The sequence below is a fragment of the Lactococcus sp. S-13 genome (genome assembly GCF_004210295.1).
In the GTDB taxonomy this organism is placed as follows: domain Bacteria; phylum Bacillota; class Bacilli; order Lactobacillales; family Streptococcaceae; genus Lactococcus.
The window spans coordinates 2,065,144-2,086,093 of record NZ_SDAK01000001.1 but is presented as its reverse complement, the minus strand read 5'-3'; the positions used below and the strand labels follow the sequence as shown (position 1 = coordinate 2,086,093).

General features: G+C 42.2%; 16 protein-coding genes and 1 tRNA gene. All 17 read right to left on the bottom strand.

From position 1 onward, the window contains the following. Positions 1-14: 14 nt before the first annotated feature. Positions 15-971 (bottom strand): CdaR family protein, encoded by a 957-nt coding sequence (locus EQJ87_RS10415; RefSeq protein WP_130124522.1) that lies wholly within the window; start codon positions 969-971, stop codon positions 15-17. Continuing rightward, entirely contained in the window at positions 961-1,839 is an 879-nt protein-coding gene (gene cdaA / locus EQJ87_RS10410; protein WP_130124521.1) for a diadenylate cyclase CdaA, read from the bottom strand. The genes EQJ87_RS10415 and cdaA overlap by 11 nt, the downstream gene beginning before the upstream one ends. A gap of 173 nt (positions 1,840-2,012) precedes the next feature. Next, complete coding sequence (gene nifJ, locus EQJ87_RS10405) at positions 2,013-5,687, bottom strand: pyruvate:ferredoxin (flavodoxin) oxidoreductase (protein ID WP_130124520.1); 3,675 nt, start codon at positions 5,685-5,687, stop codon at positions 2,013-2,015. Positions 5,688-6,013: 326 nt separating this feature from the next. Continuing rightward, the gene (locus tag EQJ87_RS10400) at positions 6,014-7,150 is read right to left on the bottom strand and encodes an ABC transporter ATP-binding protein (protein ID WP_130124519.1); all 1,137 of its coding nucleotides are present in this window, start codon (positions 7,148-7,150) and stop codon (positions 6,014-6,016) included. Positions 7,151-7,299: 149 nt separating this feature from the next. Then, positions 7,300-8,337 (bottom strand): diacylglycerol kinase, encoded by a 1,038-nt coding sequence (locus tag EQJ87_RS10395; protein ID WP_130124518.1) that lies wholly within the window; start codon positions 8,335-8,337, stop codon positions 7,300-7,302. Positions 8,338-8,468: 131 nt separating this feature from the next. Further along, positions 8,469-10,433 (bottom strand): NAD-dependent DNA ligase LigA, encoded by a 1,965-nt coding sequence (gene ligA / locus EQJ87_RS10390; protein ID WP_130124517.1) that lies wholly within the window; start codon positions 10,431-10,433, stop codon positions 8,469-8,471. A 124-nt stretch (positions 10,434-10,557) separates the two neighbouring features. Next, positions 10,558-10,628, bottom strand: a tRNA-Cys gene (locus EQJ87_RS10385). A 105-nt stretch (positions 10,629-10,733) separates the two neighbouring features. Beyond that, positions 10,734-11,066: a hypothetical protein gene (locus tag EQJ87_RS10380; RefSeq protein WP_223804530.1), complete on the bottom strand. Its 333-nt coding sequence runs from the start codon at positions 11,064-11,066 to the stop codon at positions 10,734-10,736. Between the two features lie 332 nt (positions 11,067-11,398). Further along, positions 11,399-12,910, bottom strand: a complete 1,512-nt coding sequence (locus EQJ87_RS10375; RefSeq protein ID WP_130124516.1) for a 6-phospho-beta-glucosidase — start codon at positions 12,908-12,910, stop codon at positions 11,399-11,401. An 86-nt stretch (positions 12,911-12,996) separates the two neighbouring features. Continuing rightward, positions 12,997-14,334: a PTS sugar transporter subunit IIC gene (locus EQJ87_RS10370; RefSeq protein ID WP_130124515.1), complete on the bottom strand. Its 1,338-nt coding sequence runs from the start codon at positions 14,332-14,334 to the stop codon at positions 12,997-12,999. Between the two features lie 322 nt (positions 14,335-14,656). Continuing rightward, positions 14,657-15,385: a MurR/RpiR family transcriptional regulator gene (locus tag EQJ87_RS10365; RefSeq protein ID WP_130124514.1), complete on the bottom strand. Its 729-nt coding sequence runs from the start codon at positions 15,383-15,385 to the stop codon at positions 14,657-14,659. A gap of 71 nt (positions 15,386-15,456) precedes the next feature. Beyond that, positions 15,457-15,807, bottom strand: coding sequence for a PTS lactose/cellobiose transporter subunit IIA (locus tag EQJ87_RS10360; RefSeq protein ID WP_130124513.1), 351 nt, complete (start codon positions 15,805-15,807; stop codon positions 15,457-15,459). Between the two features lie 99 nt (positions 15,808-15,906). Further along, on the bottom strand, positions 15,907-16,233 hold the full coding sequence (locus EQJ87_RS10355) for a PTS sugar transporter subunit IIB (RefSeq protein WP_130124512.1): 327 nt from the start codon (positions 16,231-16,233) through the stop codon (positions 15,907-15,909). Between the two features lie 240 nt (positions 16,234-16,473). Continuing rightward, positions 16,474-17,223: a MurR/RpiR family transcriptional regulator gene (locus tag EQJ87_RS10350; protein ID WP_190289076.1), complete on the bottom strand. Its 750-nt coding sequence runs from the start codon at positions 17,221-17,223 to the stop codon at positions 16,474-16,476. A gap of 219 nt (positions 17,224-17,442) precedes the next feature. Further along, a complete protein-coding gene (locus EQJ87_RS10345) occupies positions 17,443-18,783 on the bottom strand; it encodes a DEAD/DEAH box helicase (RefSeq protein WP_130124510.1) in 1,341 nt (446 codons plus the stop codon). A 294-nt stretch (positions 18,784-19,077) separates the two neighbouring features. Continuing rightward, a complete protein-coding gene (locus tag EQJ87_RS10340) occupies positions 19,078-19,698 on the bottom strand; it encodes a superoxide dismutase (RefSeq protein WP_130124509.1) in 621 nt (206 codons plus the stop codon). Positions 19,699-19,881: 183 nt separating this feature from the next. Beyond that, on the bottom strand, positions 19,882-20,943 hold the full coding sequence (gene fni / locus EQJ87_RS10335) for a type 2 isopentenyl-diphosphate Delta-isomerase (protein WP_130124508.1): 1,062 nt from the start codon (positions 20,941-20,943) through the stop codon (positions 19,882-19,884). Between the last annotated feature and the right edge of the window lie 7 nt (positions 20,944-20,950).

Below are 20,950 nucleotides of genomic sequence, written 5' to 3'. Positions count from 1 at the left end.
TTCTCGTTCTCTTATTATTTTTTGACCGGAATCAAAGTGACTTCAATCTCTTTGGGGTCAAGGGTCACGCCGCTTGCACTCAAAGGAACTTTGACTTTGGTTTCCTTGGTCACACCTGTGACACTAATGTTTGCCGGAATTTTTGTAATGGCATCCAAACTGCTTTCTTCGCCAGAAATAGTGACCGTATCCGCTGAAAGTTTCGTTTTCATTTCTGAAAGGGACTTGTCCAAAGTTCCCGTCGTTTTCAACTCAATCGGCACTTTTTTGGTCAATTTGTTGACTAACACTTTGAGATGCGTCGTTGCTGGTGAGATTTGTGCCGGCAAAATTTTACCCGTGCTATCTACCGCGTGCAAGGTCACTGTCCCTGCGTAGTTATCAGTCAGCGTCACATCACTCGGCAACGCGGCTACAATCGCCGCTATTTGCGTGATGCTCTCCTTACCTGCTGTCACTTTAACCGTCTGATCATTGACCGATTGTGTGGCAATGGTGAAGCCTGTCGGCAGCTGCGTCGGATCAACTTTTGGTGTAACCTCGAACTCTTCAGAGGCCTTTTTCTCAATGGTCACGTTCATTGTTTTCGGCGAAATCGTTGCCGTCACAGCACTTGGCAGGGATTCAATCCGGACAGGAACATCAACTTTACCCACCTTATATTTACTCAAATCCATACTCAAATAAAATTTACGTGTGTCCACATTTTCTTCATTTGTAATCGATAAACGGTTATAACCTGATAAATGAACCGTTGCTGTACTCGTATAACCACTCACAAAATAATTGGTCGTGTCATATTTCAGCTCAATCGGAACGTTGTTAATGGTCGCTGTATAGACCTCGCCCGCCGAATTATTTCCCGTCTCATTGCGAATTGAAGTGGCATTCGCATTGAAAAAGAGGATAATTGCAAAGAAAACTGAAGCTAAAACATAGAAAAGTCGTGAGTTGAAAAACTTATTTCCCATTTTCGTCCTCCGTCTCTCTTTTTCGTCTTAAAAATCCTGCTGATCTGCCTGCTTTGGTGATTTTTGGCAATAAAATCTCTGACAAAATATCGTGGAATCTTTCTTTAGAAATATCAGCGAAAAATTCACCATTGTGGGCAATTGAAATGCCACCCGTCTCCTCAGAAACCACTAAAATCAGCGCATCCGAAACTTCTGAAAGTCCAATTGCTGCCCGGTGGCGCGTTCCAAATTGCTTTGAAATTCCCGACTTTTCGGTCAGCGGCAAATATGCACTTGTCACCGCAATTTTATTTCCCTGCACAATCACAGCCCCGTCATGCAAAGGCGTGTTCGGGATAAAAATATTGATAATTAACTCGCTCGTGATATCGGCATCCAAGCGAATGCCGCTGCTGACAAATTCATTGAGGTTTTGTCCCTGCTCAATTGCGATTAAAGCACCAATTTTTCGCTCAGACATATAAGCAAATGATTTTTCATAAGCCGAAATATGCCCATCCAAACTGCCCTTTTTCGTCGGTGTAAACAAGGTTGTTGTCCGCCCCAAGCCTTCCAGCGCACGTCTGATTTCGGGCTGGAAAATGATGACTCCCGCGATCACCCCGTAAGTAATGACCTGATTGAGTAGCCATTCCACCGTCGTCAGACCAATCAAACCCGCAATGATTCGGATGAAAACAAAGATAATGACTCCGCGAACCAATGTCATCAGTTTAGTTCCTTGAACAAAGCGAATGGCTTGATAGAGGAAAAAGCTAACAATTGCCAAATCCAAAGCCGCAACTGCAAGTCGCAAGGGAGATTGATTCAGTTCAAAAATTTTTTGCCAAAATTCAGGGTTAAAAAATTGATTAAAATCCGTCAATATTCTCCCTCCTTTTCGTAATTATTAGTTTAATTATATCAAAATTTTAAGAGAACTGCTGATTTACTGCCAAAATGCTGACGAAAGTCTTTTGAGCCGACCAATTTACTGACGGAAATTTACGTCAGCATTTTCTCTGGCAAAAATCTCGCCAACTGACGAGATTTTTTGTTTTATTTTACTTTTTTTGCTTCACGTTCGGCGCGGCGAGCAGCGCGTCTGGCTTCACGTTCAGGGTCAACCGTTCGTACTTTTTTCTCCCGAACGACTGCTTCTTTTGGAGCTTCTAGATTTTCCCCAGCCTTTTTAGCCAGTGCTTTGGCTTCTTTAGCCATAAATTTATCTAAATCTCCCGACAAGCGTGCGTAGCGCACAAAACGTTTACGTGCATCCGCAGCCGCCTTAGCATACAGCCTTTCAGCTTGTTCAGCATTGATTTTCAAAAGATTACCAAAACGGGCTTGCTTGAGCAAGAATGGACGCACTTGAGTAAAATCAGGCTTTTTAAAATCAAGTACCATCGGGTTTTTACCCACTTCTTCAAGAGCAGGATTGTAGCGGTAGAGTTGCCAATAACCAGAATTTACGGCTTCTTTAGCCTCATCCAGTGACGCTTGCATCCCTTCATAAAGCCCGTGTGAAATACATGGCGTGTAAGCAATGATTACAGACGGCCCTTGGTGTTTTTCCGCTTCGTCAAAGGCTTTGATGGTTTGCATCATGTTGGCACCAGAGGCAATCTGCGCCACATAGACGTTGTCATAAGTCATGAGCATAGCGCCCAAATCCTTCTTGGCCCCCCCTTTTCCGCCTGCTGCAAATTGGGCAATGGCAGAAGCCGGAGTCGCCTTGGAAACTTGACCTCCCGTGTTAGCGTAGACTTCATTATCCATAATCAAAATATTGACATCAGCCCCAGAAGCCACCACATGATCCAGCCCACCAAAACCAATATCATAAGCCCAACCGTCTCCACCAAAAATCCATTGGGTTGGTTTGACCAACTGGTCTTTTTGGTGATAAATAGCCTGTAATTTAGGTGAATGGTGTTGTTCAGTCGCAAGAAGCGCCTTTAATTTCTCAGCACGCGCTCGCGTTCCTTGAGAATCGTCCAGATGGGCAACCCAATCTTGAGCCAAGGCTTGCAAGTCTGGAGACATCTCAGGCATAGCCGCCAAAACTTGGCTGGCTAATGTTTGTCGACGGGTTTGTGAAGCCAGCCACATTCCGTAACCGTACTCTGCATTATCTTCAAAAAGTGAATTTGACCAAGCAGGCCCTTCGCCCGCTTCATTTGTCGCATAAGGTGTCGCTTGGGTTCCGCCATAGATGGCCGAGCAGCCAGTGGCGTTAGAAATCATCATGCGCTCTCCAAACATCTGCGTCAAAAGCTTGATATATGGCGTTTCTCCACATCCTGAACAAGCCCCCGAAAACTCAAAGAGCGGCTTTTCAAATTGTGTACCAACAATCGTTCCTTGACGGGCGGGATTTGCTTTTGTTTTCAGCGTTTGAGCAAATGCCCAGTTGACCGCTTGTTCTTGTTGTCCTTCGTAAGGAACCATTTTGAGTGCATCGCCTTTTTTCGGACAAGCTTCGACACAAAGTCCACAGCCTGTACAATCTTCCACCGAGACTTGAATCCGATATTTTAAGCCGTCAGAAGCTTTGTAATCCATGACATGGAAGCCTTCTGGAGCTGTGTTCCACTCATCTTCATCAGCAAGAAATGGTCGAATGGCTGCATGAGGGCAGACAAAGGCACATTCGTTACATTGGATACAAGCCGCTGCGTTCCATTCGGGAACTTCCAGCGCAATGCCGCGTTTTTCGACTGCTGCCGTCCCTAGTGGCGCTTCACCAAACGTCATTCCATTAGCGACTAAATCTTGCACCGAAAGTTCATCCCCCTCAAATGCGTTGGTTTTATTGACAATCTCAAAAACATATTTTTTGCGTGCTGATGTCGCCTCGAGAGGCTTCAGGGAGGCTTCTTTCGTTTGTGCCCAATCTTCAGGAACTTTCACTTCGTGAAGTCCACTCAGAGCTTCTTCCATTGCTGCCAAATTTTGCTTGACAATTGTTGGTGATTTTTTCGCATATTTTTGCGCGTCTTTTTTCAAGATTTCGTATGCTTCATCAAAAGGCATGACATTTGCCAATTTGAAGAAAGCGACTTGCATAATCGTATTGATTCGACGGTCTAATCCTGTCTTTCTGGCAATTTTCACCGCGTCAATCGTATAAAATCTGATCTTATTCTCACCAATATAGCGTTTAAGTGCAGCAGGAAGATTTTTGGCCAAACGCTCATCATCCCACGAGGTATTGAGCAAAAGGGTTCCACCAGCTTTCAAACGCTTGGTCAAATCATACTTGCGCACATAAGTCGTATTATGACAAGCCACAAAGTCCAATGTTGCTGTCATATATTCCGATTTGATTGGCGAGTCGCCAAAACGCAAATGCGAAATGGTCAAACCACCAGATTTTTTAGAATCGTATTCAAAAGCGGCTTGAACGTATTTGTCCGTATGGTCACCAATGATTTTAATGGCGGCTTTGTTGGCACCAACCGTTCCATCTGAACCAAAGCCCCAGAATTTTGCCTGGAAAGTGTCCGCAGGGGTCAAATCTAAGACTTCTGGTGCATTCAATGACAAATTAGTCACGTCATCATCAATCCCAATGGTGAAAATTCGTTTTGATTTTGCTTTTAAAAGCTCATCAAAAACCGCCACAATATGCTCAGGACGTGTATCTTTGCCACCGATACCATAGCGACCTCCGATAACTTTCACGCTGTGGTCAAAGAGGGCTGATTGGACATCTAAGAAAAGAGGTTCGCCGTTAGAGCCAGATTCTTTGGTTCGGTCTAAAACGGCCACCGATTGGACGGTATTTGGCAATTTTTCTAGGAAATTTTCCAGCGGAAATGGACGATAGAGACGAATGTTCAAAAAGCCGACTTTGCGCCCTTGCCCATTCAAATAATCCACGGTTTGCTCAATCGTTCCAGCTACTGAGCCCATAGAAACAATGATTTCTGTAGCATCAGCTGCCCCATAATAATTGACCAAATCATAAGCAGTACCACGCAACGCATTGATTTTACCCATGTATTTTTGGACAATGGCTGGGAGTGCATCATAATAGCGATTGACCGTTTCACGTTGTTGAAAATAAAGATCGGAATTTTGATTGGTTCCAGAAACCGTCGGATGCTCAGGGTTCATAGCACGCGCCCGAAATTCGGCTAATTTTTCTTGATTGACCATCGGCGCCAAGTCCTGATAATCGATCACATCGATTTTTTGAATTTCATGGGACGTCCGAAAACCATCGAAGAAATTTAAAAAGGGAACAGAGGCTTCTAAGGTCGCTAAATGCGCAACAGCTGACAAATCCATGACCTCTTGCACACTAGACTCCGCCAGCATGGCAAAACCTGTCGAGCGCGCCGACATGACGTCAGATTGGTCGCCAAAAATATTGAGCGCACCAGCCGCCACAGCGCGCGCTGCCACGTGAATAACAGAGGGTAAAAGCTCGCCCGCCATTTTATACATATTGGGCAACATTAAAAGGAGGCCCTGTGAAGCAGTGTAGGTCGTTGCGAGGCCACCTGTTTTGAGAACACCGTGCATGGCACCTGCTGCACCGGCTTCTGATTGCATTTCTGTGATTTTTAACGTTTGTCCCCAAATATTCTTGCGTCCAGCGACTGACCAAGCATCGGTGTAGTCGGCCATAGGTGAACTTGGCGTAATTGGGTAAATCACAGCAATTTCTGAAAAGGCGTAAGCAATATGTGCTGCCGCCATGTTTCCGTCCATTGTTTTTTTCATTTTTTTCAAACCTTTTTAAGAAAGCAATTATTTGATAAATTTTAACGTCACAAACGGTGTCATTGCTTGCACGCGGCAAATTTTGCCCGATTTCCAAGAGCTTTCATTTTAAAATTTTGACTAAACCCATTTTAGCATTTTAAACTTAAAATGTTGAGCAGGTAGAGTGTCAACTATCTTTTACATCGGCTTATCAGCAGAGATTTTGCTGACGAAATTTATTTCGGCACAGAAACACCAGAGATTTTGCTGACGAAATTTTGGTAAGCAAAAAAGTTTCCGCCAACCATGTGACGGAAACTTTCAGAGGAAAAGCATGAATCATTTTAATCTGTGATGCGTTTTTCAGTTGTTGCATCAAAGAAATGGGCTTTGCTTAGATTTAAAGCCAACACAATTTTTTCGCCTGGTTCGCGGAAATCACGCGCTTCAACACGAGAGACAAATTCAGTAGAGCCTGTTTTCAAGTATAGCATTGTTTCGGCACCGAGTAATTCAGAAACGACAACCTCAGCTTCAACCGTTTGATTAGGGTAAGCTTGTTGAGCCAAATTGCTCGCTTGAATATCTTCTGGACGGATTCCAAGAATCAGTTCTTTGCCTTCGTAGCCTTGCTCTTTAAGTAATTTTGCCTTGCCTTCAGGAAGATCCATGTCAAAGCCTTCATTATTGGTCAATTTGCCATTGGTCACTTTGACATTAAAGAAATTCATCGCCGGACTTCCGATAAAGCCTGCAACAAATTTATTAGCAGGTTCATTGTAAAGTTCTTGTGGGCTACCGATTTGTTCAACGCGTCCAACAGTCCCTGTCTTATCCGCATTTGGTGAAGAAGACATGATAACAATCCGGTCAGCCAAAGTCATGGCTTCGGTTTGGTCGTGGGTAACGTAGATGGTTGTCGCACCGATACGACGGTGGATTTTGGCAATTTCAGTACGCATAGACACACGCAACTTGGCGTCCAAGTTTGATAAAGGTTCATCCATCAGAAAGACCTTGGCATCACGGACAATCGCACGTCCCATCGCCACACGTTGACGTTGACCACCAGACAGGTCAGCTGGTTTACGATCAAGAAGATCAGACAAGCCCAAAATTGCAGCAGCTTCTTCAACACGGCGTTTGATTTCATCTTTTTTGAATTTACGCAACTTCAGCCCAAAAGCCATGTTATCAAAAACAGTCATGTGCGGATAGAGGGCATAGTTTTGGAAAACCATGGCGATATCGCGGTCTTTTGGCGCTACGTCATTCATGACTTTGCCATCAATCTTAAATTCGCCTTCAGTAATATCTTCAAGCCCCGCAACCATGCGCAAAGTCGTTGATTTCCCACAACCAGAAGGGCCAACGAAGACGATAAATTCCTTATCTTTGATGTCAATGTTGAAATCTTCAACTGCATATTGTGTCGCATTGGGATATTTTTTATAAATTTTTTCCAAGCTAAGTGTTGTCATTTTTTCTCCTCAGTTCATTTTTATGATAAATCCATTCTACCGCAAGCGCTTTCGTCCTTCAAGAACAAAGCTGCCCAAAAAAAATGAACATCTTGCACAAATTTTCAACCTTTCACAAAAAAATGACCAGCCAAAAGGCTGGTAATTTCTTATTCTTCTGTGGAAATTCGCCCCGCTTCTTGCGCAAATTTGTGCGCCATTGCTTCCAAAGCAAGCGAATCTTCTTCACCAATATAATTTGCCCCGTTGATTTCATCAAGATTGACAAACATTTGAATATGATTTTTCAGATTATCAAATTTTACAGGAGCCTTGCCCCCGAACTCCCCGTCAAGATTGATGAGGGTTTCGTTCTTATTGGCCACAGGTTCAATCTCGATTGAGCTGGATTTGATATATTCAACATTAGGATCCGTGATGTGCTTTCCAGAGCCATTAGCAACCATAGCCAAAAGCGCGATAAGTTCAAAAAGTTTATCTGTCTTCACCAAAATCAAAGTAAACAAACCATCATCAAGCTTTGCATCTGGTGCAATTTTTTCAAAACCACCCACCGAGTTGGTCAGGGCAACGAAAAACATCGAAATTTTTCCTTCAAATGTCCCGTGGTCATGATAAATCCGCACATCTTCTTTTTTCACCCGTGGCAGTAATTCAGCACCTTTAGAGAGATAAGCAAGATAACCAAACGTGGTCTTTAAGTTAGAAGGAACGCTATAAGTCAGTTCCGTCAGTGCCCCACCAGCGGCAATGTTGATAAAATATTTACTCTTATCATCACTTGTTGTTGCTTTTCCGACATCAATCTGCAAAGTCTGTTTTTTGCCAATGATTTCGGCAGCAGCCAGCGGATTATTGCGAGGGATTTTGAGCGCTCGAGCAAAATCATTCGTTGTCCCTGCAGGAATAATCGCTAATTTTGGCCGCTTTTTATGAGGCGCAATTCCGTTAACCACTTCATTGATTGTCCCATCGCCTCCGGCAGCCACAATCAAATCAAACTCCTCTTGTGTGGCACGGCTTGCTTCATTTTGCGCTGAATGCTCTTGAGGCGTTGTCTGAAAAGCCGACGCTTCATAACCGAACGCTTCCAAACGATCCAGCACATCAGCCACATTTTTCTTCATCAACTCTTGACCACTGCTTGGATTATAAATCAAACGTGCCCGTTTTCTTTTTTTCACCATTTTGTCACCCTCATCCCCTATTCTTTAGTTCTCAATAGAAATCATCACTTCATTTTATTCCGAGTTAAACTTTTCGTCAGCATTTTCTCTGACCAAAAGTGACGTCAGCAATTTCTCTGTTGCCCAAAAACTTATAAATTAAGCAAATCTTGCTCTGACCAAATTTCGATGCCCAAATCTTGTGCTTTGGTCAATTTGCTTCCTGCTTCCTCGCCGGCAACAACCAAATCTGTTTTTTTAGAAACTGAACCCGAGACGTTGGCGCCCAAACTTTCTAATTTTTCCTTGGCTTGCGCACGAGTTAAGGTGGTCAATTTCCCTGTCAAAACAACCGTTTTGCCTGCTAATAAACCATGCGAATTCACCACACCCAGATAAGCAAAATTGACGCCTGCTTCTTCCAACTCATCAAGCAAAATCTTTGCGCCATCCGTTTCAAAATAAGTCACCAGAGCCGTTGCAATCACCCCACCAAGTGACGGGATTTCTGCAATTTCTTCTTCTTTTGCCTGTGCCAGCTGACGCAAATCACCAAAACGTTCCAACAGCAACTTCGCTGCCTTACTTCCTACATGACGAATTCCCAAGCCAAAAAGTAATTTTTCTGCCGAATTTTCTCGACTCTTGGCAATGGCAGCCACCATTTTTTGCGCTGACGTTTCTTTGACTTTATCTAGCGTCAGCAATTTATCCACCGTCAACTGATATAAATCAGCCACATCAGCCACTAACCGCTTATCAAAAAGTTGCGCAATCACCGCTGGCCCCAAGCCAACAATATTCATCGCTCCACGACTAGCAAAATGAATCAATTTTTCCCGCATCTGAGCAGGACACAAGGGATTCACACAACGCAAAGCCACCTCATCTTCAAAATGCACCAAATCCGAACCACATTCTGGACAAAGCGTCGGAATTTCCAGCGGTGGCAACTCTTTCGTTCGCTTATCCACCAAGACTCGACCAACTTTGGGAATAATATCTCCCGCCTTGTAAATCAAGACCTGATCGCCCAAACGAATATCTTTTTCCTTGATGTAGTCCACATTATGCAAAGTCGCACGCGACACTTTTGTTTGTGCCAAAAGAACAGGAACCATATTTGCTGTGGGGGTCACAACACCCGTACGTCCCACCGTCCAATCGACCGACAAAAGCTCTGTTTGAGCCTCCTCCGCAGGAAATTTATAAGCAATTGCCCACCGAGGCGCCTTAACCGTAAAGCCCAACTCTTCTTGTTCTGAGAGATTATTAACCTTGATAACAACCCCATCGATGTCATAGGGCAATTCATCACGCAAAGCCGTTGCTTCTTCGATAAAAGCCCAGATTTCGTCCATATTACGCGCAAATTTTCGCACAGAATTGACCTGAAAGCCCAAATCCTCAAGATATTCTAATACTTCTTCTTGCGTATCATTTGTTGCTGGACTAGCCTCTTGATATAAGAAAGTCGCTAAGCCACGTTTGGCCACCACCTTCGTATCCAACTGACGTAAAGTCCCTGCCGCCGCATTACGTGGGTTAGCAAAAGCCGCAACCCCCTCAAGCTCTCGCTCAGCATTTAACTTAGCAAAATTTTTCCGTGGCAAATAAGCCTCTCCACGAACCACGATATCTATCGCATCACGGAGTTTCAAAGGCACATCCTTGATGCGTTTCACATTTTCCGTGATATTCTCACCAATGGAGCCATTACCCCGCGTTGCCGCTGTCATTAGCACACCATTCTCATAATAAAGTGATAAAGACAAACCATCAATTTTTAATTCACAAATATACTCAGGATTCTTCAATTCTTTACGAATTTTTTCCTCCCAAATCACTAATTCTTCACGCGAAAAAACATCCCCCAAACTGTACAAGTTATAAGGATGTTGAAATTTCACAAAACCGTCCAAGACGACATTCCCAGTTCGGTGGGTTGGTGAATCTGCTCTGATCAACTGGGGATTTTCTTGTTCCAGCTTGACCAATTCATGATAAAGACGATCATACTCACTATCCTCAACAGATGGTGTGTCCAACGTATAATATTCATAAGCATATTGATTAAGTAATTCCGTTAATGCTTTGATTTTTGACTCGATATTCATAGTCCTATTTTAACACAAAAAAGTGCGACACATCACACCACAAAGTCCAAAGTTCGCAAAATTTTCATTTTTCAAAAAAAGAAAAAAACTACCCTCTCAAGTAGTTTTAAATATCGAAAGTATAAGGCGACGGTCGGATTTGAACCGACGATTAAGCTTTTGCAGAGCCATGTGTTACCACTTCACTACGCCGCCATAACATTAACCATTATAGCGAAAAATCAATTTTATAGCAAGCATAAACTCACACTTCTCATAAAGCTTTTTTGACATCCAAACAAAATCAATTCTTTCAAGCCTTCACCCTTCCTTGTAACTTTCATCAGATTTCCATTGCTCATTTGTATTCCATGTCTTCAAATGAATTTTGGGGACTTCCGATGTAATGAATTCCAAATCCCGTTGAATATTTTCCTTAGAAACCACGTAAAATTTTCCAGCTTCTTTCTGGACTAAAAAATCTCCCACCAACGCCAAATCGTCCGAACCTGCTTCAAAATTCAAGACGTTCTTATTCCACTCGTTCCAAGAAATATGGGACTTATCAAAAGCCTCTTGAACCCATTTTTCATGAATCGGTTGATGACAAATTTTCCAAACTTCAACGAGTTGCCCTTTAAATTTTGCTTGCATCTATTTTCCTTTCCGACGATTAACGTTCTTTTTGATAATCTAATTTTAGCAAAATGACCCAAGATGTCAAAAAGAGCTACTAAGCACAAGCTTGATTTTTTTCAGCTTCACAACTTTTTTTACAGCAAAATAGCATTTAAGACAACATTTTCAGCTAAAAAATCGTTCATTTTATGCCATAAATCCATAGAATACACATCTGTATTCTATGGAAAACTTTGTATTTAGTATTGATTTTTATATTACACCTTAACAAAAACAAAAAGACACTTTCGTGTCTTAGTTAATGGACAAAATCTCTAATTTGTTTGAAAATTATCCTTTAAGGCTAATCAAAGATCTGCCCCATTTGAAGCAATGACTTTTTGATACCAAGCAAATGAATCTTTCTTCGAGCGAGCCAGTGTTCCATTGCCCTCATTATCTTTATCCACATAGATAAAGCCATAACGTTTCTTCATTTCGCCCGTGCCAGCAGAGACAAGGTCAATAAAGCCCCAAGGTGTATAGCCCAAGAGATTAACGCCGTCATAAGTTACAGCATCTTCCATTGCTTGGATATGAGCCTTGAGATAATCAATCCGATATTGATCGTGAATCGAGCCATCTTCTTCTACTTCATCAACAGCTCCAAAACCATTTTCTACAATCATCAGCGGAATGTTATCATAGCGCTCACTAAACCAATTGAGGGAATAACGTAAGCCCAGAGGGTCGATTTGCCAACCCCACTCTGATGCTGGAACAAACTCATTTCTGACCAAATCTCGATCTTCAATATAGTCAAAAGTTGGTGCGCCAAGTTCTTCATCCTTGTAAGTAGGCAAGTTTGTGCCATGTCCTGACGCTGGCCCTTCTTCTTTTGCTCTAATTTTTTGATCTTTGATGGCAAAACTCATATAGTAGCTAAAGCCGATATAATCAACACATCCTTCAGCCAAATCAGCTAAATCTTGTGCTGTACGATCGAGATTAAAAGCTTTACGCTCAAAGTAACTTTCCAAATAGGCAGGGTAATGACCACGCGTATGCACATCACTAAACCAATAACGTCGTTGCATGGCCACTTGAGCCGCCATAATATCTGTTGGACGTGAACTTTGAGGGTAAATTGGGCACATGGCAATCATTGAACCAATTTGAAAATCTGGATTGATTTGGTGACCGATTTTGACCGCTTGGGCACTGGCAACAAGCTCATAATGAGCCGCTTGATACATCAATTTTTCACGGTCATAAGCCGTTGCATCAGCTGGGAATTTCAAGCCTGAGTTAGTAAAAGGAGCAAAATCACGTAAGAAATTCGCTTGGTTGTTGATTTCATTAAAAGTCATCCAGTATTTGACTTTATTTTTATAGCGTTTAAAAACCGTTTCGGCAAACTTCACAAAAAAGCCAATGAGTTTACGGTTCGCAAAACCGCCATACTCTGTGACCAGATGATAGGGTAGCTCGAAGTGTGAAAGTGTAATCACAGGCTCGATACCATTTTTAAGGCATTCGTCAAAGAGGTCATCATAAAACTGCAAACCTTCTTCATTTGGCTCTTCTTCGTCCCCATTTGGGAAAATACGTGTCCAAGCAATGGAGGTACGGAAACAATTGAGACCTAATTCGGCAAATAATGCCACATCTTCTTTGTAGCGGTGATAAAAATCAATAGCTTCATGATTAGGATAATTTTCACCTGGCAAAATGCCATCGGTGATGCGCCGCTCTACACCGTTACTCCCAGCCGTCATTACATCTGCGACTGATGGCCCTTTACCACCAGCATTCCAGCCTCCTTCAAGTTGGTGTGCAGCGACTGCTCCTCCCCAGAGGAAATCTTTTCTTAATGCCATATTTTCTCCTTGTAATTTTTAGAATTTTCTATTTTCTATTTTTAAGTAAGATAAGCTCAAGAAGACTTGAGCTTATCAAAATTAACTTATTTTGTTGCTTCAATTTCGGCTTCTGTTTCAGCTTCTTCTTTAAGCAAGATTTTGTCGTAGGCACGAGCGAATGGCCAGTAGAGAACGACCGTCATTAACAACATGAGGATTTGCCAAACCATACCTTGCCAGCCGCCGACCAAGAGACCGGATAGAATTGCTGGCGTTGTCCACGGAATAACCGCACCGTTAAACGGTGGAATGATACCGAGCCAAATGACTAAGTAAGTCAAGATACCAGAAATCAATGGTGCGAGAATGAATGGAATACCAAGCACTGGGTTCAATACAATAGGTAAACCAAAGAGGATAGGTTCATTGATGTTAAAGATTGCAGGACCAATTTCCATACGACCCAAAGTTTTACCTTGAACGGATTTAGCACCGATCAAGAGGAAGATTACTAAACCAATAGTCAAACCAGAACCAGTAACTGTCAAGTATTGGTCCATGAAGGATTGAGTAACGATGTGAGCTCCATGAGCCAGGTCAAGATGTCCAGCTTTATTAAGTGCGGCATTGTCAGCAGCATTGGCTTGAAGCAAAGGTCCCATGATACCACCGATGATAGTAGCTCCGTGAACACCAAACCACCAGATGAATACGGGCATAAAGGCAATAACGAAGACACCGACAGGGCCGTCTGTAACGTGTTGCAACGGGGTTTGAATCCATTTATAAACGAGTTCGACGAAAGTGGTGTTGAAACCAATGGTTGTAATCCCGTGTACCACACCGGCTAATGTGATGATTGCACCTGCAGGAACAAGGGCTGTGAATGATGCGGCAACGTTTGCTGGCACTTGCTCTGGCATCTTGATAGTGATGTTACGACGCATAAAGCCTGTGTAAATCCAGCCGACTAAAAGGCCAACGATGATGGAAAGAACCATCCCTTTACCACCAAGCCAAGCGCGGTCAATGACCCCACCGACTTGATAAGCTGTTGAAGTTTTTGCTGGGTCAGTAACACTTGTTACTTGGTGAACTGTGTCAGGTTGTAACAAAATGTGGACAATAATACCAGTCAAACCTGCAGGAACCCCTTCGTACCCCGCATCACGTACCCAAGCATAAGCAATACCGAATACGGCAAGCAAAGCCATGATCCCAAATGACGCGTTGTTAATTTGTAAGAAGAGTGGCCCTAATTTGATTTTGTTCATGAAGTCTTGCCCTGCTTGGAATGGCAGCTGACCAAGAATCAAGAACACTGAACCAACAATAATAAATGGAATAGGGTAAATCATACCATTTTTGATTGCCGTGACTGCACGGGTATTCAAAAATTTCATCATTGGAGGCATGATTTTGTCTTGAATAAAATTGTTCATTTGAACAGTCTCCTTTTTATTTATGAGGCCGGTAGTTTTGGTACCGCTCTCACCTTTTTTCTACATTTTTATTATAACAGAAAATACACGTCTAAGAAACCGTTTTCTTTGGAAACTAAACATTTTCTTAAATTAGGTTTCTTACCAGAAGTGGTACGTTTTGTGCCAGTTCTGTCATTTATGTTTGCCTTTATTCTAGGGTTTTTATCACTGGTTGTCATCTTTGTTGCTTTTGTGTTATGATTTTTACTTTTACAAATGAAAGTTTTTGGTACTTTTGGTACAGCTTTTTGAGCAAAAAAAGAAAGCCAAATGGCTTTCTTTAATCGGCTGATTCGTAGACCAAATCGGTCAGTCGTTCTGCGAGATAAACGCTTGGAAGCTGACTGGTCAGATCGTAGTGGGTGTTAATTCGGCGCTCGGTGATTCGGTAGCTCAGTACTACATCACTGAGTTGAGCAATTGTGGAGCTGCGCTTGGGGGTAATGCTGGCAATATAAATATCTTTATTTGGGCGCAGATTATTTAAAACTTCAATAATTTCATTGGTTTCGCCCGAAATGGAGAGGGCAATCACGAGGGTATTCGTGGTATTGCGTAATTTCGCGGCTAAAGGATAGGTCACGTCACTGAAAGAGAAAGTGTTAATTCCCACACCAGCGAGACGTCTTGCTGCATAGTCACAAATCAAACCGCTTGAGCCAATTCCGGTGAAAATGACATTATCACTCTCTAAAATCTTTCCTGTTAATGCGGCCAGTTGTTGCTCGATTTCTTTGGAAAAAATGTCAGGCGAAATGAGTGAACTGCTGGCTGGTTTAACTTCTTCAAGGGCTGTTTTTTCTTTGACATAGGCCTTGAAATCCGTGTAGGAGTCATAGCCCATCTTATGAACGAGCCGCATGACTGAAGAGGTTCCAACATGGGCTTCGAGGGCGATTGCTCTGATGTGCAAATGTGGAATTTTCTCTACATTATCTCGCAAATAGTTGTAGATTACTCTTTCTGTATAGGTTAATTTTTGAAAATCAACGTTTCCAAAAAAGCTCATCTTCTCCTCCTTGTAAGAAATTGATTGGGGTGTGAAAAAAGCTGCGTTGTCGCAACTTTTTCTTGGTCGGTTTATTTATTTTCCAAAGTTTGGAGACGTTTTTCTTGATCAACAAGTTCAACGGCTAAATCTTTGAAGGTAATTGCATTCATTAAGTGGTCTTGAGCGTGTACCATATAGAGATTCCAACCAATTTTTTCGCCTTGCGCAAGACGTGTCAAGAGGTCTGTTTGGACATCGTGGGCTTCGCGGAGTTGTTCACCAGCTTCAGTCAATGAAGCTTGTGCAGCTTCAAAATCACCTGATTTTGCTTGTTGAATGGCTTGGAAGGCCAAACCTTTTGCGTTTCCGCCGCTCATGATAATGCCCATTACAACGCTCATGTAGTCATCACTTGTTGGATTTTCGTATTTATCGCTCATTTTTCCCCTTTTGTTCCTTTGTTTGAAACATATTCCTTTATTTGTTATATAGTAAAAGAGCTTACGCTCTTTCACAATTTTGTGCAGTTATTTCTAAAATTAGTTCATCAAGAGTTCAGCTGCTGCGAGCACTTTGTCTCCACGCATCATGCCGTAGTCTTGCATTTTGATCACATCCATCGGAACGCCAGCTGCTTCAGCTTTTTTAGCAACTTCGCCTTTCATGAAGGCAACTTGTGGGCCTAAAAGCAAAACGTCTGGTTTTGGTGATCCTGTACCAGCAAGCATATTGTCAATGTCTGCTGTTGATTTTGCAAAGATTTCGTAATCTTTTCCATTATCTGCTGCTGCTTTTTGCATTTTTGATACCAAGAGTGATGTTGACATTCCTGCTGCACAGGCAAGTGCAATAACTTTTTCTGCCATGTTTATTTTTCTCCTTTTTCTTAACGTTTTCTAATTTAACGTTTCTATATGAATTATTATAACGTTTTCATTCAGAGAATGCAAGCGTTATCTATTTCATTAAAATGACTGAATAATACAAGATTTATAAATAAAAACCTGCTAAGTCCTTATTTTTAGGGCTTTCTTATTTTAGGAAGCAAAAAAGACCTTCGATTGAAGGTCTTTTTTGATAATTTGTTTCTCATTTTGAAACAAAAATCATTTTTCATTTTCTAGGAAATACTCAATTGACTTGTGCGCCAAGATTTCTAACAGGGCTAGGACGGGCAGTTGGGTGGTCAGATTGCCCAGAGGATACTGTTTTGACCATTCATTGATGAGGTTGTAGGAGAGGTGGTGATCTGCTAGTTTGGCGACGGAGCAGTCTTCATTATTGGTGATGGAAATGATTTTTGCTCCGCCTGCTTTGAATTCCAGCTCTTTATTGACCACTTGCTCGGTTTCGCCTGAAACAGACAAAATGACTGCAACGATATTGCCCATGCCTTGGACTTGAACGGCTTGGAAGGGATCAGAAATGACAAAGCTCCGCAGGCCGGTATTGGCAAAATATTTGGTCGCATATTCACTAAGCGAGCCAGATGTGCCAAGGCCTAGGAAAATGGTGCAATCGGCTTGAGCAATCATTTGGGCTGCTTTGTTGAGTTTTGCTTGGTAAACGTCTGTATTCATGCGGCGTAAGAACATATTGAATTCCAGCATATTGTCATAGTGCTGTTCTTCGGGCGTTTTTTCTCTGGCTTGGCTTTTGAGGTAGAATTTCAAATCTGCCCATCCTTCAAAGCCAAGTTTGGTACAAAGGCGCACAATCGTCGAGGTTGAAACATGAGCTTGACTCGCCAAATCACGAATCGTCATTTGTTGAACTTGCTCTGGGGACTTGATGATAAAGTCAAAAACAAGCGTTTCTAATTCATTGAGTTTGCTGATTTGCTCTGGAAAAAACATAATAATCCTTCTAATTAAATGTAAAATTATTGACGAAATGGAGTTGCGTCAGTGATTTCTCTGGCTGTTTGTGACGAAATGGAGTTACGTCAGCATTTTCTCTGGAAATTTGTGACGAAATGGAGTTACGTCAGCAGTTTCTCTGGAAATTTGTGACGAAATGGAGTTACGTCAGCAGTTTCTCTGGGAGAAAAATGCTCCTTTGGTGGGGTGTGCTGATTAGAAGCTTTGTTTGCGAGATTCGCGTTGTTTGCGGGCGTTTTTGTTGCGCTCTGCACGGCGATTTTTCTTGTTTTCTTCTTCAATTTGCCACTTGATGGCACGTTTGTAGCCTGGTTTTACTTTTTTCTTACCTTTGGCCAAAGCACCACGGGTTGCTAACGAAATTTCGTCTTGTTTTTTCGTCCGTTTTTCACGGCGATCACGGTCGTATGAGTCCACAATTTCGCCGTCTTTGACTGCTTTTGGTTGGAAAGTCACGCCCATTTTTTCAATTTCGCGAATGCTTGAGTCATCTGAAGGGCTGTAAAGCGTAATGGCTGTGCCAGACAAGCCGTTACGTCCAGAACGTCCAACACGGTGAACAAAGAAAGTCAAGTCTTTTGGAATCTCGTCATTGATGATGTGTGAAACGCCTTCGATGTCAATTCCACGTGCTGCGATATCTGTCGCAACAACGTATTGATAATCAAGATTTTTAATAGAGTTCATGATTCGTTTACGTTCGCGCGGTGGCACGTCACCATGAATTTTGGCCACTTTCAACCCATTGCTGGTCAAGAAATGATGGATATCGTCCACACGTCCTTTGGTATTGGCGAAAATCATGGCCATGTAAGGATTTGTAGCTTTGGTCAATTGGAGCAAAAGTTGGTTGTGTGAGCTGCCTTTTGTTGAAACGAGCCAGTTTTCGATGGTATCTGAAATCACTGTCTTATTCGCAATTTTTTGCATCACTGGATTATGCAAATATTTTTTCAAAAAGGGTTGCAATTTTTGAGGAATCGTTGCTGAGAAAACGAGCATTTGCACGCGTTTACCAAAGCTTGAAGCAATCTGGTCAACGTCAGCCAAGAAGCCCATGTCCAGCGTCATGTCCGCTTCGTCCACGACAAAAGTTTTTGCGGTATAGACAACTAAGGCATTTGATTTGACCAAATCGTGAATTCGTCCCGGCGTACCAATGACGATATGGGGTTGGGCTGCTTCAAGTTTCTTGATTTGGCGCGCTTTGTCCGTCCCACCGACAAAGTTAGACACCCGGATTTTATCGTTTACCTTTGTAAATTCTTGCGCTGCTTTGTAAATTTGTGTGGCAAGCTCACGAGATGGTGCGGTGATGAGGGCTTGAACTTCGTTGAGTTCTGGGTCAATATTTTGGAAAATTGGCAGTAAAAATGTGTGCGTTTTTCCTGAACCTGTTTTAGATTCACCCACCAAATCACGCCCTGAAAGCACGATTGGAATCAGCTTTTCTTGCACTTCCGTAGGTGTTTTAAAGTTGATGTTTTCCAAAGTTTCGTTGATATAATCTTTAAAATTAAAGTCTGTAAATTTCATTTTTTTCTTTCGTTTGTTGAGTTTTTCCGCTAAAAAATTTCGCAAATTGAGCGGTTTTCATTGAACTTGCAAATTTGTCCATCATGGAAGGGACTTTTTACCATTATATCAGAAAATAAACATTTGCGAAACTGCTCTTTGCCTTGATTTTGGGCTTATTTTTGAAAAAGCGTATTCATTTTTAAGAAAATTTTCCAGAGAAAATGCTGACGAAATCTATTTTTCAACTTTCGTCAGCATTTTGGTCAAAAAAAAATCGCTGACACAACGCGTCAGCAATTTCTCTTAATTGTTTTATTTGACGTCAGCATAAAGTTCATTAACTTTATCCCAGTTGACAAGATTGAAGAAAGCTTCAATGTAGTCTGGACGAACATTATGGTATTTGAGGTAATAAGCGTGTTCCCAAACGTCAAGTCCCAAAACAGGAACCAAACCGTCAGAGATTGGATTGTCTTGGTTTGGTGTAGAAACAACTTTCAATTTGCCGTCGCCATCCACAACTAACCAAGCCCAGCCTGAACCAAAACGGCCTGTCGCTGCAGCTTTGAACTCAGCTTTGAAGGCTTCAAAATTACCAAATTCTTTAGCAATCGCATCCCCAATTTCACCGTCAGCGTGGTTTTCAGAACCGTCAGTGTTTGGGCGCAGCCAAAGCCAGAATTGACTGTGGTTGAGATGTCCGCCTCCGTTGTTGCGAACTGCTGTACGAATGTCTTCAGGAACTGCTGACAAGTCCGTCAACAATTCTTCAAGACTTTTATCTTCAAGTTCATTGTGTTTTTCAATCGCTGCATTCAGATTGTTTACATAAGTTTGATGATGTTTCCCATGATGCAAACGCATTGTTGCTTCATCGAAGAAAGGTTCAAGCGCATTGTGTGCGTAGGGAAGTTCGGGTAATGTAAATGCCATGATAGTTCTCCTTTAAACTGTGAGCCAGACTGCCATAAAGGGATGAAAAAAGGGAAAATTCGAGCTCCACACTGTGGCGCTTCTAACTTTTCTCTTTCACCACTTCTGCGGGGGTGAACTCATTTATTTTTTTAATCCTATTCTCATTATAGTTGATTTAGGAGCCATTACCAAATAATTTGCTCAGTAAATTTTTCCTTGTCTTTGTTGCAAAAAATTCAAGGCATTTGCTGAATATAAAAACTCAACCTGAGCAAGTTCTGAGCGATTTTGGCAGCCAGTCAGAACCAAAAATTTTGCCAAATCAGCTTTCCACTGAGCCAATGTCGCTTCCACTTTTTCCGCCCCATTTTCTTGCATCAAAGTGGATAAAATAAAGCCCGCAGAACTTGCCAAATCAGCACCTAAGCATAAACTTTTAAAAATGTCCTCCGCTTTTGAAATGCCGCCTGTCGCAACCAGTTGCTTTTGATTTCCCGCAGCTTTTGCCTCAAATAGGCTTTCCACGGTAGACAAGCCAAAATCATCCACATTGAAACCATTTTTACTGCGCTTACGCTCAATCCAAGCAAAATTTGTCCCGCCAGCTCCGCCGACATTGATGCCGGCTACCGCTGTTTGCGAGAGTTGTTTAAAGGTTTTCTGAGCCATCCCAAAACCTACCTCTTTGACAACCACTGGAACTTCTAATTTACTCGCAATCTCATGAATATTATCTAACCAATAGAATGCGCGATCTCCCTCATCCATCGGCAATTCTTGTGCTGTATTGATATGCAGTTCCAAAGCATTTGCTTCAATCATATCCACCGCTCGTTTAGCATTTTCCAAATCATGCCCAGCACCAAGATTCGCAAAAAGAAAACCATTGGGATGAATTTCTCGAACTTTTTTAAAGCCCGAAGCCAATTCAGGAAATTTTAAAGCAATGGACTGTGAGCCAACGGCGAGTGCCAACTGCTGATTTTTCGCAATGTGTGCCAGTTGTTCATTCAAACGATCGGCGCGAGCTGTTCCTCCCGTCATTGCCTCAATATAAAAAGGAAAAGCAAAATCCTCACCCAAAAACTGTGTTTTGAGCGAGACTTCATTCACCGAAAGTTCCGGCAAACTATTAGGGAGCAAGCGCAAATCAGAAAAAGTCAGACCACTTGTCTGATTTTTGCCTTCTCGCCAATATTTCAAGGCGAGCGAGAGATGTTCATCTTTGCGATGTTGGTGAATATCTTTTTCGTTTTTTGTCATTTATTTC

Coding starts and splice junctions, on each gene's coding strand:
- EQJ87_RS10395 (WP_130124518.1), bottom strand. CDS start 8,337: ATGGTGAAAAAAAGAAAACGGGCACGTTTGATTTATAATCCAAGCAGT.
- EQJ87_RS10360 (WP_130124513.1), bottom strand. CDS start 15,807: ATGAGCGATAAATACGAAAATCCAACAAGTGATGACTACATGAGCGTT.
- EQJ87_RS10400 (WP_130124519.1), bottom strand. CDS start 7,150: ATGACAACACTTAGCTTGGAAAAAATTTATAAAAAATATCCCAATGCG.
- EQJ87_RS10355 (WP_130124512.1), bottom strand. CDS start 16,233: ATGGCAGAAAAAGTTATTGCACTTGCCTGTGCAGCAGGAATGTCAACA.
- EQJ87_RS10415 (WP_130124522.1), bottom strand. CDS start 971: ATGGGAAATAAGTTTTTCAACTCACGACTTTTCTATGTTTTAGCTTCA.
- EQJ87_RS10365 (WP_130124514.1), bottom strand. CDS start 15,385: ATGAGCTTTTTTGGAAACGTTGATTTTCAAAAATTAACCTATACAGAA.
- EQJ87_RS10340 (WP_130124509.1), bottom strand. CDS start 19,698: ATGGCATTTACATTACCCGAACTTCCCTACGCACACAATGCGCTTGAA.
- EQJ87_RS10375 (WP_130124516.1), bottom strand. CDS start 12,910: ATGGCATTAAGAAAAGATTTCCTCTGGGGAGGAGCAGTCGCTGCACAC.
- EQJ87_RS10350 (WP_190289076.1), bottom strand. CDS start 17,223: ATGTTTTTTCCAGAGCAAATCAGCAAACTCAATGAATTAGAAACGCTT.
- ligA (WP_130124517.1), bottom strand. CDS start 10,433: ATGAATATCGAGTCAAAAATCAAAGCATTAACGGAATTACTTAATCAA.
- EQJ87_RS10370 (WP_130124515.1), bottom strand. CDS start 14,334: ATGAACAATTTTATTCAAGACAAAATCATGCCTCCAATGATGAAATTT.
- EQJ87_RS10380 (WP_223804530.1), bottom strand. CDS start 11,066: ATGCAAGCAAAATTTAAAGGGCAACTCGTTGAAGTTTGGAAAATTTGT.
- EQJ87_RS10345 (WP_130124510.1), bottom strand. CDS start 18,783: ATGAAATTTACAGACTTTAATTTTAAAGATTATATCAACGAAACTTTG.
- fni (WP_130124508.1), bottom strand. CDS start 20,943: ATGACAAAAAACGAAAAAGATATTCACCAACATCGCAAAGATGAACAT.
- nifJ (WP_130124520.1), bottom strand. CDS start 5,687: ATGAAAAAAACAATGGACGGAAACATGGCGGCAGCACATATTGCTTAC.